This window comes from Alphaproteobacteria bacterium (assembly GCA_030680745.1).
Lineage (GTDB): Bacteria > Pseudomonadota > Alphaproteobacteria > JAUXUR01 > JAUXUR01 > JAUXUR01.
This window is the reverse complement of sequence record JAUXUR010000045.1, coordinates 1-22,173: the sequence shown is the minus strand read 5'-3', so window position 1 is coordinate 22,173 and position 22,173 is coordinate 1. Positions and strand designations below refer to the sequence as shown.

The following is a 22,173-nucleotide window of genomic DNA, read 5'->3' as shown; positions in this document are numbered from 1 at the left end:
AGACTTCTTTTAAAACGCGCTAATGTGAGGCGAGTGATAGGAAGTTTGGCACGGGTTCCCTCGTGTATTCTTCATACATGAGGATTTGAGTACCGAAACGACGCATCAATCGTCCACAATAGTAGAGTTTCGAAGAAGTCTACTTTAAAATTGAATGGATAATTTTTGTTCTTCACCTTGATATAAAGGTAAAGACGCTTCATTATTTTGTAAAAAACCTTGAGCGAGCGTCCGATTAATATCAATAAAGACATGAATATGCTTCATGTTTTCATTGCGATCCGCATAAAAATCTAAAATTGAACGATCTATATATCTACATGTTTGTAAAAATAAGACACGCATTTCATCGGAAAATGGGAAATCTTCACCTAAGGCTTCAGTTTGAAACAATGTCCATAATTGCCACTGAAAATCAAGCGCCTGGTCCATTTTGTCCCTATTTTCAGGTTCTGTCAAAGCATCACTTAATCGTTTTGCAGCTTCTAATAAACCACGGGCTTCTATTTCTCTGGGTTTTAAATTGGTGTTTTTATTTTTTCCATAAGGAGATCCATAGGCTTTAACAGACATTTTTTAATATTTCCTCTTCAACCGATATCAGCTTTTGGCAATCTTTTAGCGCTTTATAAAAATTTTTCTCATTGAGCGTTAAAGATATATGCAATATTTGTGCCGATAAACTGGGTGCAGCAACTTTAATATCTTCAATCAATTGATATGCAAGATTAAGATTTATATCTTCAGATTCAGGAAACAAATAAGCCATTTGGAGAAGGTAATAAAGCCCTTTACAAGGTGTTATTGCATCTTCTTCCTTCAAAATATCTTTTTTACGTAAAATGGCAGATTTGTTTTCAACGATAAATTCAGTTTTAGTTTTACCATTTATTATAACAGCTTGATTGATTATAATTTTTTCGTCAGGTTTTAAAACAATTTTTAAAGACATGCTCTTTTCTTATCTTGGAATTAAGCTTACTATTTAAAATAAGTTTGACCCGAAATTAAAAATAGATCAATAAAATGCTTCATGAAAAAAAAATATCTATAAATTTTGATGCTGGAAAGCCAGAATATGAATTGGGCATAGAGGCACTCGAAGAAAAAAATTATCCAAAAGCGCTTGATTATTTTAATGCAGCTTTTCAAAAATATCCTGGAAGTGCAGCATTATTCGCCAATATGGCATTGTCTTTCCAGGGGCTTAAGCGCTTCAATGAAGCAAAACTATTTTATAAAAAAGCCCTCATGCTTGCGCCTTTAGATCAAAATTTAAATCTCGCTTTTATTCAATTATTACATACTGAAAAAAAATACGATGAATCAATTACTTTTTTAAAACAAATTGAAAATACATTAACACCCTCTATAGAAATTTATTTTACTTTTGGAAAATCTTACGAATTATCAGGATTATTTATTGAAGCGATCGATTATTATCAAAAAGCATTGGAAATTAATAAAGAACATCTAGAAAGCCTTGTTAGTCTTGCTGGTTGTTATATGGATACATTACAAAAAACAAAATGTTATGAAATAATAAGGCGGATTAGCAAAAATGAAGATTTAGCAGAAGAAAATTTAAAAATTCTTATTAATCTTCTGAAAATGAACAAAAATTATAATGACATTATAAAAATTTTATTGAAAAAACAAGAAATTAAAGAACTTGATGAACATCTTAGAAGTCAATTGGCAACAGCATATTTAGGTGTTAATGAACTAAATAAAGCTTTTACACTTTATCAAGATATTATAGAAAAAAATCAAAATAATGTCGAAGTACTACAAGGATTAGGGGAATATTACTTTCTATCAAAAGATTATATAAAATCAGAAGAATATTTTAAAAAATCTTTAGAAACAGAAGAGCAAGTTGATGTTTATATTAAATATTATCGATTATTACATGAATTAAATCGTTTTGAAGACGCAGAAAAAATATTTTTAAAAGGAGAAAATCTTACAAATTCAAAATTACATTTTTATTTACAAATTGCTAAAATTAAAATGGATAGAAGGCTTTACATTGAATCAATCGCTCTTTGTGAAAAAGCCCTTACCGCCTATCCTGATTCAATTGCACCTATAGATGGTTTGCTTTCTAATTATATTGAACTGGAAGATTTTGAAAAAGTATCATTTTACAACGAGATCATTCTTGCCAAAATTCCGGATCATGAAACAGCACATTTTTCAAAAGCGATCGCCTGTTTTGCACAAAAGAAAATAGAAGAAGGTTGGATTCATTATGAAAAAAGATTAAAAGTTAAAGAACAATATCATCTTAAAAAAGACGAACTTTTTAGTGAAAGTAAATTTTGGCAAGGTGAAGATTTAAAAGATAAAACCGTTTTTGTGTGGAGCGAGCAAGGCATAGGTGACGAAATTATGTTTGCCTCTTGTTACCATGACATTATCAATAAAGCCAAAATGGTCATTATTGAATGTAATAAAAGACTTTATTCATTATTCGCACGGTCTTTCCCAAAAGCTTTTTTTATATCACAATTTTTTGAAATGGTTGAAGAAGAAAAAAAACGCGTTTTAATCAATATTGAACCCTTTAGACCCATTGATTATGCAGTTGCTTCAGGCAGTTTGCCTTTACACTTCAGAAAAAAAATAGAACATTTCCCTGGCAATCGACAATCATATTTAACGCCAAATCCATTCTTGGTTAAAGAATGGTTAAATCGGTATCAAAAATTTAAAAATAATTTTAAAATAGGTATTTGTTGGCGAAGCGGGCTTTTAACCGCTCAACGACAAAAGTATTTTTTAAAAATAGAAGATTTTTTACCTATTTTTTTATTACCCCATATTACTTTTATTAATCTACAATACGATGATTGCGAAAAAGAAATTCAATCAATAGAACAAAATCATCCCGTTCGACTTGAACGTTGGCCTGATGTAAATTTAAAAGATGATTTCGAAAATGTCGCTGCAATGATGGTGAATCTAGATCTTATTATTACATCAGAAACAGCAGTAGGTGAATTAGGTGCTGCCTTAGGTGTTGAAGTTTGGCGATTAACCGGTGGTAGCGACTGGACAAGATTAGGTCAAAAAGAACGACCCTGGTATCCGACAATGCGTTCTTTTGTACGCGTTGGTGAAGAAAAATGGGCACCTCTTATTGATCAAATTGTTGTAATGCTTAAGGAAAAAATGGGGCTAGAATAGAAAGTGATCTAGACCAATCCATCTTACTTCAGGCACAACACATCTATTGATTTACAATTCAAAATCTGTAATATGTAGTGACAGAATTATTGACTGTCCAAGATATGTGGTAAAGTCTAGGAAAACTAAGAACCGGAACGGAATGTACTTCTTCGTACATGAGTACCGGAAGCGGAGGTTTGACGACGAATTTGCCCATAGATTGGAGAGTTTCAGAATTATTCACTAAGGGGAGCCATATTGGCTGAGAGTTCGCTCAAGAGTATAATCTTGCGATGACCCTTATGACTTGAACCGGATAATGCCGGCGGAGGGATCAGTGAACTTAAATTTACAGCCAGAATCATGGCCCAGCTATGATATTAATCATAATATTGGCCATGATGCATATCAATATAATATTCCCCATTTTTCTTATGATACGAAACCGCTTTTAAACGCGTTTGAACTTTCACTTCCAAAATCCTCATGGACTAGTATTTTGGGTCCCTCAGGTATTGGTAAAACGACAATATTAAGGTTAATTGCAGGATTCATACCTGACTTTCAATCAAATCAAGATCTTAAAATTGCGTATTTACCGCAATCAGAACTTCTACTTCCTTGGGCAAAAGCCATTGATAATGTATTAATTGGCAACAAAATTAAAAACAATCAAAACAAAAAAGATAACAAAGACAAAGCGATTCAAATTTTTGAAAAATTGGGGCTTGTTGATTATATGTCTTATTATCCACATCAACTTTCAGGCGGCATGAAACAACGCATTCAAATTGCACGCGTACTTCTGGAAGATGCTGATTTGGTACTGATGGATGAGCCTTTTTCACAATTAGATGCATTAACACGCATTGAAGCAAACACATTTGCTAAAAATTGCCTAAAAGATAAAACAATTTTGCTTGTGACCCATGATCCGATGGAAGCTTTAAGGTTAAGCGATCAAATTCTTATTTTAGATGGCAAACCAGCAAGTATTAAAGATCAGCTTTTTTTGACTGAAGCAGATAGACATCGCCCTGAACTTATCCACGCGCTTTATAAAAAATTGGGGGTGAGTTTATGAACAGAGATATTATAATTCAATTAGTTAAATTGATAACTCAAAACAATGAAAACGCGTCGTCGCGAACCACCCCATTCTTTTTTTGCGGTGGTGTGGCGATCCAGTTCAAAAATCATAATTTAGAACTTTTTAAACTTTTTTTTCTGGATTGCCACACGACTTCGTCGTTCGCAACGACGCAATCATTTGTTTTCGAGGTGTAGAGATATGATTATTCGTCTTATTATAACCTCGTTATTTCTAATTCTCTGCTGGTGGCTTTTTGTTTTTGCGTTTGATTTACCCACTTACATTCTCCCATCCCCAGAACTTGTTTTTATACGCCTTATAAATTCGATACCTCTTCTTTTAGATCATTGTTACATAACACTTTCTGAAATCATTATCGGGTTTATAAGCGGTACAAGCTTAGGCATTTTAACGGCGTGCTTAATGCTTTATTTCCCCTTTTTTAGATTGATGATTCATCCTTTATTGCTGATCACGCAAACAATCCCTGTTTTTGTAATAGCGCCACTGATCATTTTATGGTGTGGCTATGGAATGGCATCAAAAATTATTATGATAACGCTTCTGCTTTATTTTAAAATCGCCTCAACTTTTTATGATGGGCTTTGTCGTACGCCTTTCCAATTTTTAGAAATGGCACAATTAATGCGTGCAAATCGTTTCAAGACCTTGCTTTATATTCAATTTCCATCAGCATTACCTCAACTTTTTTCAGGCCTAAAATTAGGCGCTGTTTTTGCGCCCATCGCAGCCCTTGTTGGTGAATGGATAGGTGCAAGTCGCGGCATAGGCTTTCTTATTTTAGATGCTTATACACGCGTTGATATGCCACTTCTTTTTGCAGCCCTTTTTATTCACATTCTTATGAGCGTTGCTTTTTATCATCTTGTTTTATTAAGTACTCAGAAATTCACCCCTTGGATACAGGAGAAATCATGATACGTTCTATTTTTCTTTTAACAGTTTTAATATTGCCTCTAAATGTTCATGCTGAAAAATTAACACTTCTTTTAGATTGGTATATGAATCCTTCTCATTCGCCTTTATATGTTGCGCAAAAATTCGATTTTTTTAAGAAAAAAAATCTTGAAATCGATATCGTGACACCTACAGATCTTCAGACACCTTCAAAACTCGTAGCACTAGGCAAAGCTGATTTGGCACTTACTTATCAATATCATCTTCATATTTTTGTGGATCAAGGATTACCTTTGCAACGAATTGCCACCCTCATTGAAACGCCGCTTAATTGTTTAGCGGTTAAAGCTGATGGCCCCATTCACAAAATCGAGGATTTAAAAGGCAAAAAAATTGGCTATAAAGTTGGCTTAGGAAGTTCTAAAGCTTTTATTGAGACCCTATTACAAGATGCACATTTAAAGATTAATGATGTCGAGATGATTCGATCGAGTCATTCAATGAATGCTGGTTTTTTAGCAGGGCAACTCGACGCCATTACAGGTCTTTATCGTAATGTTGAACCTATTATTATGGAGGCAGAAGGAACACAATTAAGACTTTTTTATTATGAAGACCATGGGGTGCCGCCTTTTGATGAATTGATCGTTGTAAGTAATCCTACCAAAAGCAATCCCCATACTTTAAAATTATTTGTGGATGCTTTAGAAGAGGCGAGCCAATATCTTATAAATCATTGGCAAGAATGTCTGGACGCTTATATTAAAGATCATCCTGAACAAAAAAATGAGACATTACAAAAAATCTGGCAAGAAACGTTGCCGCGTTTCGCTTTAAGACCAGGTGCATTGGATATCTATCGATATGAAAATTTTGCACAATATTTAAAAAAAGCAGATGTTATTAAAACGCTGCCCATTATTGGATCTTACGCAAAAGATATTAGGGCTTACCATTAGTATTAAGCGACTTCCTTTTCTTCACGGCAATTAAGACAAAATGATTGTTCTGTATAATGCGCATGCGAATGACGATGTGTAATATGGGCGGCAATTCCCTTAACAGGCATTAATGCGCCCACACCGCCATGATGAATATGAGCGGCATTAGCTTCATCCGTATCAATATGCATTTCGGTGACATATTTTGGATCTACGCGAATCATCACATCCCTAAAAATTAGATCTCGGTCACCATTACCATCGACTGCTACTTCTACTTGATCGCCTTGTTTAAGGCCGCGTTCTTCTGCATCTTTGGTATTCATATGAATATGCCGTTTAGCGATAATTAACCCTTCAGTTTGAATACTCCCCTTGGGGCCACGTAATGTTACAATAGGGGTTCCATCACGATCACCTGAAAGACGAATAGGAACATCCGCGCCCAAAATATAAGCTTCAGTTTCAGCAATTTCAATTTGAACAGCATCTCGGCATGGTCCTAAGATGCGCATATTTTTGATCTCTCCGCGCGGCCCAATAACATCAAGCGTTTCTTCAGAAGCCCAAAACCCTGGTTGGCTCAATTGATTACGTATTTTTAGTTTATAGCCTTTACCAAATAATTGTTCGACAGCCTGTTCTGTAAGATGGATATGGTGCGCTGATACAGCAATAGGAATCGGTGGAAATTGACTCGCGGGTGTTATTTTAAGCGTTAAAATCCTAAAAACTTCTTGCGCAATCATCCATTGTTCGTGACTTTGGGTCACAAGAACTTTTACAAGTGAATTATCCATTTGAATTTGAGGTGCTTCTGAATCTGTAAGCTTAACACTTATATTTTTATCATCATCAAAATTAAGACCTAGATAATCGAGTCTTTCGCAAATGCGTTTGCGCATAGAAGTTGAATTTTCACCGATACCACCGGTGAACGCAATAACGTCCACGCCACCCATAACACCCGCATAACTTGCTATATATTTGCGTACGCGATACGCATAAACTTGAATGGCTAATTGTGCTTTTTTATGACCCAATGACGCTTCTTTTTCAATATCACGCATATCATTACCAATACCTGAAAGCGCTATAAGACCACTTTCTTTGTAAAGCGCCATTTCAATTTCATCGACGCTCAAGCCAAGTGTGTGGCTAAGATATGCAAAAATACCAGGATCAACGTCTCCCGAACGTGTTCCCATGACTAATCCTTCAAGCGACGTCATGCCCATTGACGTATCAACAGATACACCCCGTTCTATAGCACAAACGCTTGCCCCATTACCCAGATGACATGAAATAATCCGAAGATGCGTCACAGGAAGCTTTAATTCCTCTGCAATACGCATCATCACATATTTATGTGATGTGCCATGAAAACCGTAACGTCTTAATCCAATAGCACGCCATTTTTCTGGCACTGCATAAGTATACGCACGTTCGGGAATTGTTTGGTGAAACGCTGTATCAAAAACGGCAACTTGTTGAATATTTGGCCATATTTCTTTTGTGACTTTAATACCTGCAAGGGATAATGGGTTATGCAAAGGTGCGAGTGGAATACAATCTTCGATTGCCTTAATAATCTCTGCATTGATTAATTGAGGATCTTTGAATTTCGCACCGCCATGTGCAACACGATGGCCAATGGCGTCTATTTTTATATTTTCGGCTATTAAAAAATCAGGAATTTTACGAACGGCTTCCTCAACAGAGACAACACGCTCAATTTCAGATTTATATAATTGCTTATTTGTTGCCGTATCAAAAACAGCAAATTTAACGGAGGAGCTGCCTGCATTAATGGTTAAAATATTCATAAATTTCTCCAATAATGTTGTTAACTGATTATATTGAACCCTGCGTCGATATAGACGATGCTTCCTGTCACAAGTTTTGCTTCATCGCTGACTAAAAAACGCGCATATGATCCTACAGCTTCGATAGATGCTAATTGGTGCTCTGGTGATTTTTGACGCGCAAGTTCTAGCAATTCTTCGAAATGTTCAATACCACTGGCAGCGCGTGTTGGGATAGGCCCTGGCGATAAAGCATTTACGCGGATATTCTTAGGTCCTAATTCTGCTGCGAGATAACGCGTGAGACTTTCTAATGCCGCTTTAACCGGTCCCATTAATCCGTAATGTGGGACAACTTTTTCACTACCATAATAAGTGGTGGTAAGTAAACATCCACCTTCTTTCATTAAAGGCTCGGCAAGATGTGCTAAACGTAAAAAAGAATAACAAGAAATATCCATGGCACGCAAAAAACCGGGACGTGTTACATCAACAATACGGCCATGCAAATCTTCTTTTGGGGCAAAGGCAATAGAATGAAGCAAAAAATCAAGCTTTCCCCATTTGGATTGAATTTCATCAAACAAATCAATCAATTGCGTTTCATTTTCGACATCAAGTGGCATGATGATTTGCGCTTTAAGTTGCTCAGCTAATGGTCTTACAAAAGGTTCAGCTTTTGAATTTATATAGGTAATGGCAAGGTCAGCGCCCGCTTCATGAAAAGCTTTAGCACAACCCCATGCAATGGAATGCGTATTTGCAATCCCAATAATGAGTCCTTTTTTATTTTTAAGTGAAGATGTCATATAATTTCAATCTGCTTATCTTTATATAAGTTTAAAGTGATTTCACTTAATTAGCCATAAAAAATAAGGCCCCTAAAAGAGGCCTTATTCCTTCTTTTAACTAAAATAGGTATCTAATTAAGCCAAACTGAAAATCCTTCAGTCATGAAAACATTTACTTCAGCAACATATTTCATGGCATCTAAATAACCACAACCATTATCACCCCAATTGTAATCCCATGAATTTACGAATTTGAAGTAATATGTTTTGTCATTTTGTGCAATGTTATATTGTCCATATCCCACAATCGCAATAGCATGACCGCCTGTTGCACGAAAGGTACTTGCTTTAGGTGTTGGAATGAAACCATGCACATCGTTCATGAAACTGTCGTCGAGCATAACACCAAAATAAAAAGGTCTTCCTTTTTGAAGTTCTGACACGACTTGATTTATAAAAACTTGCTTTGTTGCCTCTGGAAGGACTTTAGGTTTAGCAGAATACGATTTGCTTCGAAATGATGTTGTTAAATCTTTATAGCCAAGATTTTTATGTATGTAAGCATAATCATTATTATAGGCAACACCTTGATCAAAAGCAGATCCTTTATTTATGCCATCATTATCTAAATCATAAGCTAAGCGAACTGCTTCAGGGCTTGGTGCAAGAGAAGACTTTACTAAATCATCTGTATATGGATAACCCACATAAGACATTTTTCCCTTCATATCGGGTGTATCAATTCTACTCGAATCCCAGTTTGCAACAATATTTTCTGGTGTTACGCCATATTTATCAGCTGCAAGAATACCACCTGCCATTGATCCACCATTATCTGCTTTAACAGCTTCATTAGGATCGTAACCCATTAATTTTGCTTCTAAATAACGCGTTTCCCAATATTGATATAACCTTGAGATATCAAGACGCGCCGGATTTTTATCTTTTCTAAATTCTTTTGGACTAGCGCTTTTAAGAACAGACAAATAACGCAAAACAAAAGCTAAAGAGTTTGCTGTACAAGATCCTAAATTTAACTGATTATACCAATCGTGTGCTTCAACCATCTGATCCTGATAAATAGCAAAATTGGGAAGTTCGATAATCGCTGCTGGTGCAATCACAGCAGGTGATGCAGAAAGAGCTGGCGCTGCAGAATGATCACTTCCAAAAACACTATGGACAACGGATGAAAGACCTGATTGAAGATCATCAAAAATCCCTAAACGTGAAGATTTAGTGCTTTTTTTTAAACTTTTTTCTTGATTTAAAATACTTAAATCATATTCTTTTTTAGCTGATTTAAACAATTCTTTTCGTTGTTTATATTTATTTTTTGCAGCTTCTAATCTTTCTTCACTTATGGTGTCGTCATCAAGTACACGACTTTTAAGATAATCATAGTTTTCTTTTGCGATAAGCATTACTTCTTCAGTATCATCAAGTTTTGCTTTTGTACTCTCACAATTTTTTGTAGCTGATAGTAATTTATTACTATTTTTTTCAGCAAGATGCTCACCTAAATGTGCTAAAACTGGTTCTTCTGCAGGTCTAAATCCAGTTGTGTTATAATTAGCTTCTGAAACACCAATAGGTAATAAATAAAAATTACCAATTAGACCTAACAGAAGACTTCTACAAGCTAATTTTCTCATATCGTTCATTCCCTAAATTGTATTATATTACAATGAATTGCATTCATATACCAAATGCATCTTGTTCGATTATCTTAAATCGTAACGTATAAAAAACAGGCTTCCAAGACAAAAATTTATAATTTTTATCTTATTGAAAAATAAATTATTTAATAATTATTAAAAATGGTTAGTAATTATTTTAAGACAATATTATTTATATAAAATTAATATTTATTAATTTAAAACATGCATTAATAAGCTGTATTAAAAACACACATCGTTATTCATTTCTAATTAATGGTTTTTATGTATTGAACTTTCATTTAGTAAAGTTGACTATAAAAGAAAGAATGTTTGGAGGATCTATGAGCACAGCTTTATTTGCCCTGGTTACATTTTACGTTGTTTCCGTCTTAGTTGTTTTTCTTATGAATTTTTTAAAGCAACAAAATGATGGCAATACTTTATAATTCTCTTTTCATTATCACGATATTTGTTCTCATTTACCTTCTTATTACACTTTTATTGCCAGAAAAATTTCCATGAATTTTCAATTAACACAAAGTTTTTACATCGATTTTTTCATTCTTATTTTGATGTTAATCATATGTTTCAAACCATTAGGCAGCTATATGGCAAATGTTTTTAATGGTCAAAAAACATTTCTTTCCTTTTTTTTACACCCTATAGAACATACATTTTATAAAATAATAGGCATTTCTCAAAATGATGAAATGGATTGGAAGCATTATGCTTTTGCTATCATCATTTTCTCGTTTTTAAGCTGTTTCTTAATGGGACTTATCTTGTATTTACAAGCTTCTATAATGGGTATGAAACCACTCGATCCAAATCTTATCTTTAATACAATTGCAAGTTTTGTGACCAACACAAATTGGCAAGCATATAGTCCTGAAAAAGATATTCATCAATATTTTCAAGTTATAAGCATTGGTGTTCAACAATTTTTTTCACCTGCTGTTGGTATTTGCGTCTTAATTGCATTGATTCGTGGCTTTACCAGAAAAAATTCAACAAAACTTGGTAATTTTTGGGTTGATCTTGTACGCGTTCTTCTTTATGTCATTATTCCTTTATCCATCATTTCCGCTTTAATATTTGGCTTTTTAGGCGTGCCACAAGATTGGGCAAAAGAAGTTACTATTTCTTCTTTGGAAGCAGGGAAAACACAAAATTATCTAGTGGGACCCATTGCAAGTTGGACTGCAATCGAAATTTTAGGCAGCAATGGCGGCGGTATTTTTGGCACGAATATGGCACATCCATTCCAAAATCCAAATGCTTTAACGCATTTTTTAGGATTGTTTTTAATCCTCCTTTTACCAACAAGTCTTTGTTATACATTCGGTAAAATGGTTAATGACACAAGACAAGGTTGGGCCATTTTCGTAGCCATGCTCATTATTTTTGTACCCTTAACCTCGCTCACCATCAATCAAGAAAATAATAATATTTCCTCTTTGTCGTCATTACCACTTGAAACACATAATACGTCAATGGAAGGTAAAGAAACGCGCCATGGCATTATTGGCTCTTTATTATGGGCAAGTGCGACGACCGCTACATCCAATGGATCAATCGCCGCCGATCATAGCTCTTTTGCACCTATTAATAATTTTCTAACCATGTTTTTGATGCAGATGAGCGAAACAATTTTTGGCGGCGTCGGTTCTGGTCTTTATGGCATGCTTATTTTTGTACTTATTACTGTCTTTATAGCGGGGCTTATGGTCGGCAGAACTCCTGAATATTTAGGCAAAAAAATCAGCGCTTATGAAATGAAAATGGTGTCATTGGCGTTACTTATGCCCCTTTTTCTTATTTTATCAGGTGCCTGGATTTTATTACATTATCTAAACATTAAAGAATTATCAGTAAATCAAGGCGCACAAGTGTTTAGTGAATTTATGTATAATGTAACATCAGCGTCCAATAATAATGGAAGTGCGATGTCAGGTATTACGATGAGTGATTCCACATCAAATTTAATATTAGGATTCTTAATGTTGATGGGGCGTTTTTGGATCATCATTCCTGTTCTAGCGCTCGCCGGATCTTTAGCGCAGAAAAATACTGTACCCATATCAACGGGGACTTTGCCAACACATACCCCCCTTTTTATTTTTGTTTTAATTGGCATTCTTTTAATCATTGGCGTTTTAACCTTTATTCCTAGTTTAGCACTGGGACCATTAGCTGAGCATTTAGGATTAGCAGGAGCTCATTAAATGAAATCTGAAGAATTTTCATATAAAAAAAACATTTTATCTTTGGTTTTTGAAAGCTTTTGCAAATTTAACTTAAAGTCTCAACTTGCCAATCCCGTTATGTTTATTGTCTATATTGGGGCGATTATCGTCACCATTATAGGAACGACAAGCATTTATGATGCTGCTATAAAAGAGGGTGAATTTTCATATTTCATTTGGTCAATTGCATTTTTTTTATGGCTTACAGTCTTTTTTGCCAATCTTGCCGAAGCCATTGCCGAAGGTAAAGGCAAAGCCCAAGCTGAATCTTTACGCAAAACACGTAAAGAAGTGATGGCAAAAAAACTTAAAGACCCTAAAAATCATGACAATTTTGAATTAATATCTGCTTGTTTGCTCAAAAAAGGAGATTATGTTTTTGTTGAAGCTGGCGATATGATTCCAATTGACGCTCAAATTATAGAAGGCGCTGCCTCCATTGATGAAAGCGCCATTACTGGGGAAAGTGCGGCGGTTATTCGTGAAAATGGCGGTGATTGTGATTCTGTTATCGCGGGCACTAAAATATTATCAGATTGGCTTCTTTTACGTGTCAGTGTCAACCAAGGCGAAAGTTTTTTAGACACGATGATCGCAATGGTTGAAGGCGCTAAAAGACAAAAAACACCCAATGAAATTGCACTCACTATTCTTCTATCAGCCTTAACACTTATTTTTGTATTGGTCACCGCGACCTTATTTCCTTTTTCCAATAATGCCACTGCACTTTCTGGTAATTCAGGTGTTTTAAGCATTACCGTTCTTATTGCACTTCTGGTTTGTTTAGCACCCACGACAATTGGGGGATTGTTATCTGCCATTGGTATTGCAGGTATGAATCGATTGGCAAAAGCCAATGTGATCGCGACATCTGGGCGTGCCGTTGAAGCAGCAGGTGATGTCTCCGTCTTATTGCTTGATAAAACAGGCACAATTACTTTTGGGAATAGACAAGCAGCAAATTTTATACCTGCAGAAGGTATCACTGAAAAAGAACTTGCAGAAGCGGCCGCCATGACCTCTTTGGCTGATGAAACACCCGAAGGCAAAAGCATTGTAACGTTAGCACGAAGTTTAGGTATTCAAATTCCAGATGTAGACACATTAGATGCAAGTTTTGTCCATTTTTCTGCCGACACCAAATTAAGCGGTATTAATTTAAAGGATAGGCAAATTTTAAAAGGTGCTGATGATTCAATTTCAAACCATCTAAAAAATTTAGGCGGTATTATTTCAGCAAATGTTGAAAAAATTGTGCATCAAATTGCACGTAGTGGCGGTACACCATTGGTTGTCGCTGATGGCACGCGTATTATGGGCGTTATTCATCTAAAAGATACCGTAAAACCCGATATTAAAAATCGTCTTGCAGATTTGCGCAAAATGGGCATTAAAAGCGTTATGATCACAGGCGATAACCCACTAACTGCTGCGGCCATTGCTGCAGAAGCTGGTGTTGATGATTATTTAGCGCAAGCAACACCTGAAACAAAACTTAAATATATCCGTAAAATGCAAGAAGGCGGTCAATTAGTCGCGATGGTTGGTGATGGCACCAATGATGCACCCGCTTTAGCGCAAGCAGATGTCGCTGTTGCCATGAACAGTGGGACACAAGCTGCGAAAGAAGCCGCGAACATGGTTGATTTAGATTCGAATCCCACTAAATTAATCGAAGTTGTTGAAGTCGGTAAACAACTTTTAATGACACGGGGTGCCTTAACAACCTTTAGTATTGCGAACGATATTGCAAAATATTTTGCGATTATTCCTACATCTTTGACAAGCATTTATCCAGAACTTAAAATTTTTAATATAATGCATCTTCAAACGACAGAAAGCGCCATATTATCAGCTATTATTTTTAATGCTTTTATCATCATTATGCTTGTGCCACTTGCTTTAAAAGGCGTCAAATATCACGCACAAAGTGCCGAATCCCTTTTACGCAATCATATTTTTATTTATGGGTTAGGTGGCATTATAGCGCCTTTTATAGGCATCAAATTAATTGATCTTCTAATAGGTTTATTTATAGGAAAATTATAATGCATTATCACATACGTTTATTTTTAAGCCTTACACGTATTTCACTTGTAATGCTTATTCTTTTTACGATCATTTGCGGCGTTTTTTATCCAGGTTTTGTGACTATTGTTTTGAAAACCTTTGCGCCTTCTAAAGCGGAAGGTAGTTTTGTAGAAAATGATGGTAAAATAATCGGATCAAGCCTTATTGGTCAACATTTTTCAGATCCTAAATATTTTTGGGGAAGACCACCTCAAAACAATGAAAAACCTTATGATTTTAAGGAAGCACAAGCATCTCATTTATCACCTAAAAATCCAAAATTGAAAGAACTTATTCAAAAACGCATCGATCATCTTATGTCGTTCGAAAGTGATAAGAATAAAAAGATACCATTAGATCTCGTCACAAGTTCTGGAAGTGATCTTGATCCACATATAAGCCCTGAATCAGCTTTTTTTCAAGTCGATCGGATTGCATCAACGCGTCATTTACAAAAGGATAAGATTGAAAATCTTGTGAATGATCATATTGAGCATAAAATTTGGGGATTCTTGGGTGAAAAACACGTTAATGTTTTAGCATTAAATTTAGCGCTTGATGCATTTTCTAAAACTAAACCATAGTGTTTTCGCTTTTGGTTAAGAGAAGGAATGAGGAGCGAAGTGTAGTCTCTTCCTACATAAGGGGCGTTTGACGCTCTATTAACCTAAATGGAAAATACTATATATAAATCTTAATGGAGAAAGTTTATGCCAAATGGACGTCCAGATCCTGAAAGATTACTGCATCTTCTTGAGGATGAAGAAAAATCCACGCTCAGAGGAAAATTAAAGATTTTTTTTGGCGCTTCCGCTGGAGTCGGCAAAACCTATGCAATGCTTCACGCAGCACACGAGCTCTTATCAGAAGGCATTAATGTTATTGTTGGCATTGCCGAAACACATGGAAGATCTGAAACAGAAGAATTGCTTGTTGGATTGCCAAAACTTCCAACGCGTTCTGTTAGCCACAAAGGCATTGTGCTGCAAGAATTTGATCTAGATGCAGCAATACGTCTTAAACCAGGAATTCTTCTTCTTGATGAATTCGCCCATAGTAATCCTATTGGTTCTCGTCATCCTAAAAGATGGCAAGATGTTAAAGAACTTTTAGAAGCTGGGATTGATGTTCATACAACATTAAATGTGCAACATCTAGAAAGTTTAAATGATGTTGTTGCGCGTATTACAGGCATTTCAGTTAAGGAAACGGTGCCTGATCTTATTTTTGATCAAGCCGATGAAATAACGCTTGTAGATATCCCAACTGATGAATTATTAGATCGTCTTAAAGAAGGCAAAGTCTATTTGAATTCAAATCTTATGGAATCCGCCCGACTTAATTTTTTTAAAAGAAGCAATCTAATAGCATTACGCGAAATGGCATTAAGGCGCACGGCTGAACGCGTTGACGCCCAAATGAAATTGTATAATATCACTGAATTTGCCGGTGGCGAAATTTTGTCTCCTCGATTAATGGTATGTGTTGGTCCTGATTTACTTTCATTAAGACTTGTACGTGCTACCAAAAGAATGGCTGATCGCATAGGAGCGCCCTGGTTTGCTGTCTATGTTCAGAATGAAAAACATTTATTATTATCTACCAAAGAACAAGAACGGTTAGATCGTACCTTACGCATTGCCGAGCAAATGGGCAGTAAAATTGAATATATTTATAGCCAAAACGCCCTTAAAGAACTTATTGCTTTTGCTAAAAAAAATGGTGTAACGCGCATTGTTATTGGTAAAACGCCAAAACCAAGATGGCGTGAAATTATTTTTGGATCGCTTGCAGATGGACTTATCCGTTCAAGCGATGGCATTGAAATAACAGTTATTTCTAGTTTTGTTGATGAACCCGAAGACGAAAAAAAACGCTCACGATATAAGTCCTTTAACATAAAACCATATCTTTATAGCTTTACATCGGTTGTTTTAGCAACAATTATCGGTTTCTTAATAGTACCTTACATGGATGTTCTTAATGTTATCATGCTTTATTTAATGACATTAACAGGCATTGCTGCTTTTTTTTCAAAAGGACCATCTTTATTTGCAGCATTAAGTGCTGTCATATGTTTTAATCTATTCTTTCTTGATCCTAAGCTTGATTTACGCATAACCAATAAAGATTATATTCTTACTTTTGTCATGATGTTTATAACTAGCTTTTTTATCAGCTCACTTTCTTCACGTCTTAAATCACAAGCAATGTTTGCTCAAAAACGTGAAAAAGACACAAGTTTGCTTTATGCAATGACTCGTGAATTTTCAATTGTCCGGGGTCATAAAGCAATGGCCGAAATTGCAGCCCGTCATCTTGGTCTTTCTTTTAACGCAAATATTATTTTTTGGATCCCTAATGAGGAAGATCAATTAAGTCTCTTTTATCCAGAAAATAGATCAATTGCGGTTAAAGAGGAAATGGTTGCAAAATGGAGCTTTGAACATGGCCAAATTGCAGGACATGAAACATCTACAATGCCTAGTGCTCAAGGTATTTATTTTCCGCTTATTGTATCATCAAAAACGATTGGTACTGTGGGATTGGTCCCTAAAGAAAAAAATCATCGTTTTTCAAATCAACAATTATCACTTATTGAAACATTTGCAAATTTAATTGCGTCTTCTTTTGACCGTGCCAATACAGCATTAGTTGTCGAAGAATCCATCATTAATGCAGAAAGTCAACGATTACGGAGCATTCTTTTAGCATCAATTTCTCAAGATTTATTAATCCCATTAACAACGCTTACAAAATTTTCCCATGATTTGCTTGAAAAAAATACATTAAGCGAGAACGACAAAAAAGATGTTTTGCGCAAAATAAATCAGGAAAGTCATAAAATATCTCAAATAATTGATAATATTATGCTTTTATCAAAAAAACATGCAGATATATGATCAAATTATTAAGGTTTTTTAAGCCAATTCCAGAAATAGTTAAAAACCAAACATATGATCCAGACTCAATCCACCATTCTTACTTGTCATGCCATGATACCCAAACAAACGACAGGTCATGTCACGAATCATGATATAGGCGTTCGTTCCAGCCTCTTGACGTTGAGCCTCACTAAAGACCTCGTCATAAAACCATAATTGGGATCCACTTGCAGGAATTTTCAAGCTGGTTGAGGCAACTTCAACTCCATTTTGATTATGAAGAAATAAATCAGTGTTCGAATATGCGTGAAATGGCGTTGAAACGGGATACATCAAATGACAGAAGCTTCGAACATCATTACCGCCCAATCGTAGGAATAAGCGCGTTGAAAGACCTGGTGCAGGTCCCACATAGGATTGTGGCTCTGTTTTATAGGTCAAGACCGTATTATAGATATGAGACCCAAAACTTGTTTCAGCTTGTTGACCCGATTGACGATTTTGATAACGGAACAAACCATGAATCCAACCATCCGCTTCTTTGCCTACTTGAAAATCGTAAATAAACTCAACATGACCATAATCAGTGGTTGAATTCAATTTAAGATCATCTAAATCAATGCAATGTTGATGATTACGCTTCAAATTACCTAAAGATTTAGTGGCTATTTGATTGCCTTTTGCATCATAACAATTCATCACCAAGGGAAGATGCATTTGACTACGCGCCATAGGTGTTGGCAATGCGATTGTTTTAAAATCTTTCATCGGCAAAATAGGTGCTGATAAAATATAGGCTTTACCCATAAGATTAGAAAGATCTGCAATTTTTGGATCTGGATTTAAATCAGTACGCTCAACATTGGCATGTGCAATACGTCTAATATTTTTATCATTGACGATTTCATAGCGCGGTCTTACAAAATATTTTTTGGCATGAATTTCAATTTGTTGTGGCCATTTTACATTGGGTAACACTTCATGAAGATCAAGCGCATAAGTCCCAAAACCTGGCACGCCTTTAGAAAAATATTGTTTTGTATTTTCGTCACCCATCACATTGAACCCAATTGTCCCTGCAGGAATTGGTGTTGGATGCGAATTTTGTACCCAGAAAACAACTTTTTCATTATCAGCTGGTGCTGGAAGACCTGCATAATAATCAGCTGGAAACGAATTCGCGTCATGTGTCGCACTTATATATTGATCTTTTTTAGAGACAACATCTAACGCATATTTAACGGTATCATGTCCTTTTGCACCAAGCACATGAATAAACAATTGACCTGTAAAAGCATTTAACTTAAAACGCTCACGAATTTCACGGCTATCAAAAACGATTGTTTGTCCTTTATGCGGAATGGATTCACGCCATTCAGCTAAAACCTTACCTTGATGATCCATAAGACAACACCAAATTGAAATGTTCTGTGCACCCCATCCTGCCCAATAATTAGCTGTAAAAATACGCGTATATGAGTCTTCATCATCTCTAAAAAAAGCAAAATTTGTCGCAAAATTATGGGGATCTAAATAATTTTTGGGATTGCTCATAAAATCATCAGGAAGTCGTATATCATCTAAGGTGACAATTTTAGTTTTTGAATCCACCAAATATTTAATATGATCCACCAATCTTTTTGCATCATAAGCCAATACAAACAAAATATCTGGTCTGCATTCTTTTAATGAAACAATAGGTTGTGCAGTTTTTCCTAATTTTTGAACGCCAATTTCATCAATGTTTTGAACAAAAACTTGGGATATTGATAATTTTTCCAACGAATATAATGCGTTAAAAGTTTCAATTTGGTTAAGCGGATCGTAAATCGCCACATCTTTGACTGACGCTAAAGACTTTATCAAATCATGCGTTTTTGAAACACAATAAGGATGACCTATCGCTTTAAATAAAGAAGATGCACCTTTGGTGTTACTATATGTTGAAATTTTAAGCGACATTATAAACCCTTTCTTAATAAATACCCATCTTATGGGTAAATTCGTTGTCAAGTCTGCGCTTCCTGTACTCATGTACAAAGTAGTACACTCCGTTCCGGTTCTCGCCTTTCCTAGACTTTCCCTCATAATCTGAGTATTTAATTTTGAGGAATCCAGAAAATATCTTTGAAACTATGTATAGAAAATACTATGGATAAGTATGCTTATCCCGAAAATAAAAAATATTACACCTGCAACTTTATGTACATAATACATTGACTCAATTGTTAATTTTTTGTGAAGTAAAAAACCCACAACCGTCACAAGACCCGTGAACCATAAAGCAGAACCAAGAAACACACCCAATACAAGCGTACCTGTTGCAATATAATTGCCACTCACTTCAATGGCCCCTAAACTTGCCAAAAGGGCACCAACAGCAATAATTGTAATAGGATTTGTAATCGTTAAGAAAAAAGCTGAAAAATAATCACCCACAAAAGCAAATTTCGACCGAGTGTTTACAAGCGCATCATTATCACTTTCTTGAACAACTTTTTTAGTCATCATGCTTTTAATGGCGACAATTATTAAAATAATGCCACCTATAACTTCTAACATATGTTTTTTGGATTCAATAAGCGCCGCAATGGCTGTTATACCAAAACCAGCAATGGCTGCAAAAATAGTATCAGCACTTGCAGCGCCTAGACCTGAAAAAATGCCAGACAAAAACCCTGTGACAAGCGTTCGCTTTACACACAAAATACCAACAGGACCAACGGGTGCCGCAATTAAGAAGCCCACAATCATCCCTTTTATTAAAAGATGCGTCATATCTAACATTATAAATTCCTCTCACCCTTTATATGCTTTTGAAGGCTGAGAAACAAGATTTTTATACAAATTTCAAGGCAACCCTTCAATTTAATCATTAAAATACATCAAATCTTATTCTTGAACGTTCATTAATGCGTTTTTTTTAACATTGGAATATATTTTAAGGATTGATGCTGAGGTCTCTTCAATAGAACGATTCGTAACATCAATCACAGGCCATTTCATTTTTGAAAACAATCTTCTTGCCCATAATATTTCATCCTTAACACGTTCAGGATTAATGTAATCCGTTTCATTATGCTCATCAAATTGTCCCAATCGATGTCGCCTTAAAGCAATCAAGCGATCTGGATTTTCGGTGAGTCCTATAAAAACGGGATTTTTTGCATTTAATAGTATTTCGGGCGGATCAATTCCTGGGACTAAAGGATAATTAGCAGCTTTTATCGTATGTTGGGCAAGGTATAAACAAGTAGGTGTTTTTGATGTTCTTGAAATACCTACTAAAACTACATCAGCCTTTTCTATTTCTTCAAGACGTTGACCGTCATCATGATGAAGTGCAAAATCAATCGCATCAATTTTGTTAAAATAATTATCATCAACTATATACTGCCGACCAGGTTTATTGCTACTTTCTTTCCCTAAATAAAGCATTAACGTGTTAATAACCGGGTCAAGAACTGAAACACATGGAATTTGAAGCCGATAACATCCTTCGTGAATACGTTCGCGTAATTTAGGATCAACGATTGTATAAATTACAACGCCAGGATTAAGCGCTATAACAGACATCATTTCGTCAATTTGATGTTCAGTCCTCATTAATATCCACAAATGCTCTCGAACAGATATGCCTTCAAACTGAGACAAACAAGCACGTGTCATATGAACGACTGTTTCACCTGTGGCATCCGAGAGCATGTGTATATCTATTTTTTTCATATGACTTTCCTGTGGATAAGAATGTGGCCTAAAAAATGATAAAAGAGCTATATGGATTTGTACACAATTTAAGAGCCAGACAAGAAACATATTATCCCCATGAGGATAGTTTTTTAACTTAAACGCAACTTAATGGGGATTAATCATTTTAAAATAGACTTATGCACAATCTGTTTATACGTTTACTACATTAAAAAAGCTTATATATCTTGAAGGTAGGCCACAGTACAACGTATTTATACACATTAAGTGGATATTTTTAAAACGATCATAATTTACCCCAACAACCTCTTAATAAAATGTGGATAAGATTTAATCCCCATCATTCACAGGATACACTACTCTTACAATTCTCTTTATTTAAAAAGATATTAAGATTTAGAGGTTGGTTGGAACTTCCTGATACCACATAAAATTGAAGGCTATAAATTTATAAAATCACATATTTTGAATTTCCTAGGGTTTTCCTTGGTATTTAAACCGAAATAGACACATAACGAGACGCACCTAAAAAGAAAAATGCACTTTTTTTAAAAAACATTAAAAAACTGGTTGACAGGACCCCCGTTTGGAACTATAACTAAAAACCCGGGCAGACAGCTCGGAACTGATCATAGACAAGTAGAAATAAAAAGAGAGATGTCCTGGTGAAGGGGTGAGTTAAATAAGAAAACTTGCTCATGAACTTGGATAGATCAAAAGATGTAAAACAAGTAATTCATGGTAAAAAATTTACAATGATGCGCGGTTAAACATTAACGGAAGTTCGATATGACGTAAGTCATGTTGGATGGAAGTCGAAGATAGATTGTTACGCAAGTGATGGATGATTTTTGGTTTAAACGAAGTTGTTGTAAACATGC

General features: G+C 35.3%; 16 protein-coding genes and 1 riboswitch. Of the genes, 8 read left to right on the top strand and 8 right to left on the bottom strand.

Features of this window, described 5'->3' with window-relative positions; translation table 11 throughout:
* Positions 1-144: 144 nt before the first annotated feature.
* Both Q8L85_04885 and Q8L85_04880 read right to left on the bottom strand, forming a co-directional pair.
* Positions 145-573, bottom strand: a complete 429-nt coding sequence (locus Q8L85_04885; GenBank protein MDP1724019.1) for a flagellar biosynthesis regulator FlaF — start codon at positions 571-573, stop codon at positions 145-147.
* Positions 563-952: a flagellar biosynthesis repressor FlbT gene (locus tag Q8L85_04880; GenBank protein ID MDP1724018.1), complete on the bottom strand. Its 390-nt coding sequence runs from the start codon at positions 950-952 to the stop codon at positions 563-565. The genes Q8L85_04885 and Q8L85_04880 overlap by 11 nt, the downstream gene beginning before the upstream one ends.
* 74 nt (positions 953-1,026) lie before the next feature.
* Between Q8L85_04880 and Q8L85_04875 the strand changes: the two genes are divergently transcribed.
* The 4 genes from Q8L85_04875 (at position 1,027) to Q8L85_04860 (ending at position 6,144) form a co-directional block, all read left to right on the top strand.
* Positions 1,027-3,192 carry a hypothetical protein gene (locus Q8L85_04875; GenBank protein ID MDP1724017.1) on the top strand — a complete coding sequence of 722 codons (2,166 nt, stop codon included), beginning with the start codon at positions 1,027-1,029 and terminating at the stop codon, positions 3,190-3,192.
* Positions 3,193-3,410: 218 nt separating this feature from the next.
* Positions 3,411-3,526: riboswitch (TPP riboswitch) on the top strand.
* The gene (locus Q8L85_04870; protein MDP1724016.1) at positions 3,512-4,258 is read left to right on the top strand and encodes an ATP-binding cassette domain-containing protein; all 747 of its coding nucleotides are present in this window, start codon (positions 3,512-3,514) and stop codon (positions 4,256-4,258) included. It overlaps the preceding riboswitch by 15 nt.
* Positions 4,259-4,465: 207 nt before the next feature.
* A complete protein-coding gene (locus Q8L85_04865; GenBank protein MDP1724015.1) occupies positions 4,466-5,206 on the top strand; it encodes an ABC transporter permease in 741 nt (246 codons plus the stop codon).
* Positions 5,203-6,144 (top strand): ABC transporter substrate-binding protein, encoded by a 942-nt coding sequence (locus tag Q8L85_04860; GenBank protein ID MDP1724014.1) that lies wholly within the window; start codon positions 5,203-5,205, stop codon positions 6,142-6,144. Before Q8L85_04865 ends, Q8L85_04860 begins: the two co-directional genes overlap by 4 nt.
* Before the next feature lie 2 nt (positions 6,145-6,146).
* Here the strand turns inward: Q8L85_04860 and Q8L85_04855 are convergent, their stop codons facing one another.
* The 3 genes from Q8L85_04855 to Q8L85_04845 form a co-directional block, all read right to left on the bottom strand.
* On the bottom strand, positions 6,147-7,952 hold the full coding sequence (locus Q8L85_04855) for an acetate/propionate family kinase (protein MDP1724013.1): 1,806 nt from the start codon (positions 7,950-7,952) through the stop codon (positions 6,147-6,149).
* A 20-nt stretch (positions 7,953-7,972) separates the two neighbouring features.
* On the bottom strand, positions 7,973-8,740 hold the full coding sequence (gene fabI, locus Q8L85_04850; GenBank protein ID MDP1724012.1) for an enoyl-ACP reductase FabI: 768 nt from the start codon (positions 8,738-8,740) through the stop codon (positions 7,973-7,975).
* 113 nt (positions 8,741-8,853) lie between these two features.
* Complete coding sequence (locus Q8L85_04845) at positions 8,854-10,377, bottom strand: C1 family peptidase (protein MDP1724011.1); 1,524 nt, start codon at positions 10,375-10,377, stop codon at positions 8,854-8,856.
* 524 nt (positions 10,378-10,901) lie between these two features.
* Between Q8L85_04845 and kdpA the strand changes: the two genes are divergently transcribed.
* The 4 genes from kdpA to Q8L85_04825 all read left to right on the top strand — a co-directional run bounded on the left by kdpA (position 10,902) and on the right by Q8L85_04825 (position 17,602).
* Positions 10,902-12,608: a potassium-transporting ATPase subunit KdpA gene (kdpA, locus tag Q8L85_04840; protein MDP1724010.1), complete on the top strand. Its 1,707-nt coding sequence runs from the start codon at positions 10,902-10,904 to the stop codon at positions 12,606-12,608.
* A complete protein-coding gene (kdpB, locus tag Q8L85_04835; GenBank protein ID MDP1724009.1) occupies positions 12,609-14,678 on the top strand; it encodes a potassium-transporting ATPase subunit KdpB in 2,070 nt (689 codons plus the stop codon). It begins immediately after the preceding gene.
* On the top strand, positions 14,678-15,283 hold the full coding sequence (gene kdpC / locus Q8L85_04830; protein ID MDP1724008.1) for a potassium-transporting ATPase subunit KdpC: 606 nt from the start codon (positions 14,678-14,680) through the stop codon (positions 15,281-15,283). Before kdpB ends, kdpC begins: the two co-directional genes overlap by 1 nt.
* A 126-nt stretch (positions 15,284-15,409) precedes the next feature.
* Positions 15,410-17,602, top strand: coding sequence for a DUF4118 domain-containing protein (locus tag Q8L85_04825; GenBank protein MDP1724007.1), 2,193 nt, complete (start codon positions 15,410-15,412; stop codon positions 17,600-17,602).
* 39 nt (positions 17,603-17,641) lie between these two features.
* Here the strand turns inward: Q8L85_04825 and Q8L85_04820 are convergent, their stop codons facing one another.
* From Q8L85_04820 to Q8L85_04810, 3 genes are all read right to left on the bottom strand, one after another.
* Positions 17,642-19,546 (bottom strand): hypothetical protein, encoded by a 1,905-nt coding sequence (locus Q8L85_04820; protein MDP1724006.1) that lies wholly within the window; start codon positions 19,544-19,546, stop codon positions 17,642-17,644.
* Between the two features lie 171 nt (positions 19,547-19,717).
* The gene (locus Q8L85_04815; GenBank protein ID MDP1724005.1) at positions 19,718-20,371 is read right to left on the bottom strand and encodes a LysE family transporter; all 654 of its coding nucleotides are present in this window, start codon (positions 20,369-20,371) and stop codon (positions 19,718-19,720) included.
* A gap of 105 nt (positions 20,372-20,476) precedes the next feature.
* Positions 20,477-21,310 carry a pyruvate, water dikinase regulatory protein gene (locus Q8L85_04810; GenBank protein MDP1724004.1) on the bottom strand — a complete coding sequence of 278 codons (834 nt, stop codon included), beginning with the start codon at positions 21,308-21,310 and terminating at the stop codon, positions 20,477-20,479.
* Positions 21,311-22,173: the final 863 nt, after the last annotated feature.

Bases quoted from the DNA above. Each gene is read 5' to 3' on its own strand.
- Q8L85_04820 (MDP1724006.1), bottom strand. From the start codon at position 19,546: ATGTCGCTTAAAATTTCAACATATAGTAACACCAAAGGTGCATCTTCT.
- fabI (MDP1724012.1), bottom strand. From the start codon at position 8,740: ATGACATCTTCACTTAAAAATAAAAAAGGACTCATTATTGGGATTGCA.
- Q8L85_04815 (MDP1724005.1), bottom strand. From the start codon at position 20,371: ATGTTAGATATGACGCATCTTTTAATAAAAGGGATGATTGTGGGCTTC.
- Q8L85_04880 (MDP1724018.1), bottom strand. From the start codon at position 952: ATGTCTTTAAAAATTGTTTTAAAACCTGACGAAAAAATTATAATCAAT.
- Q8L85_04885 (MDP1724019.1), bottom strand. From the start codon at position 573: ATGTCTGTTAAAGCCTATGGATCTCCTTATGGAAAAAATAAAAACACC.
- kdpA (MDP1724010.1), top strand. From the start codon at position 10,902: ATGAATTTTCAATTAACACAAAGTTTTTACATCGATTTTTTCATTCTT.
- Q8L85_04825 (MDP1724007.1), top strand. From the start codon at position 15,410: ATGCCAAATGGACGTCCAGATCCTGAAAGATTACTGCATCTTCTTGAG.
- Q8L85_04810 (MDP1724004.1), bottom strand. From the start codon at position 21,310: ATGAAAAAAATAGATATACACATGCTCTCGGATGCCACAGGTGAAACA.
- Q8L85_04845 (MDP1724011.1), bottom strand. From the start codon at position 10,377: ATGAGAAAATTAGCTTGTAGAAGTCTTCTGTTAGGTCTAATTGGTAAT.
- Q8L85_04865 (MDP1724015.1), top strand. From the start codon at position 4,466: ATGATTATTCGTCTTATTATAACCTCGTTATTTCTAATTCTCTGCTGG.
- Q8L85_04855 (MDP1724013.1), bottom strand. From the start codon at position 7,952: ATGAATATTTTAACCATTAATGCAGGCAGCTCCTCCGTTAAATTTGCT.
- kdpC (MDP1724008.1), top strand. From the start codon at position 14,678: ATGCATTATCACATACGTTTATTTTTAAGCCTTACACGTATTTCACTT.
- Q8L85_04860 (MDP1724014.1), top strand. From the start codon at position 5,203: ATGATACGTTCTATTTTTCTTTTAACAGTTTTAATATTGCCTCTAAAT.
- Q8L85_04875 (MDP1724017.1), top strand. From the start codon at position 1,027: ATGCTTCATGAAAAAAAAATATCTATAAATTTTGATGCTGGAAAGCCA.
- kdpB (MDP1724009.1), top strand. From the start codon at position 12,609: ATGAAATCTGAAGAATTTTCATATAAAAAAAACATTTTATCTTTGGTT.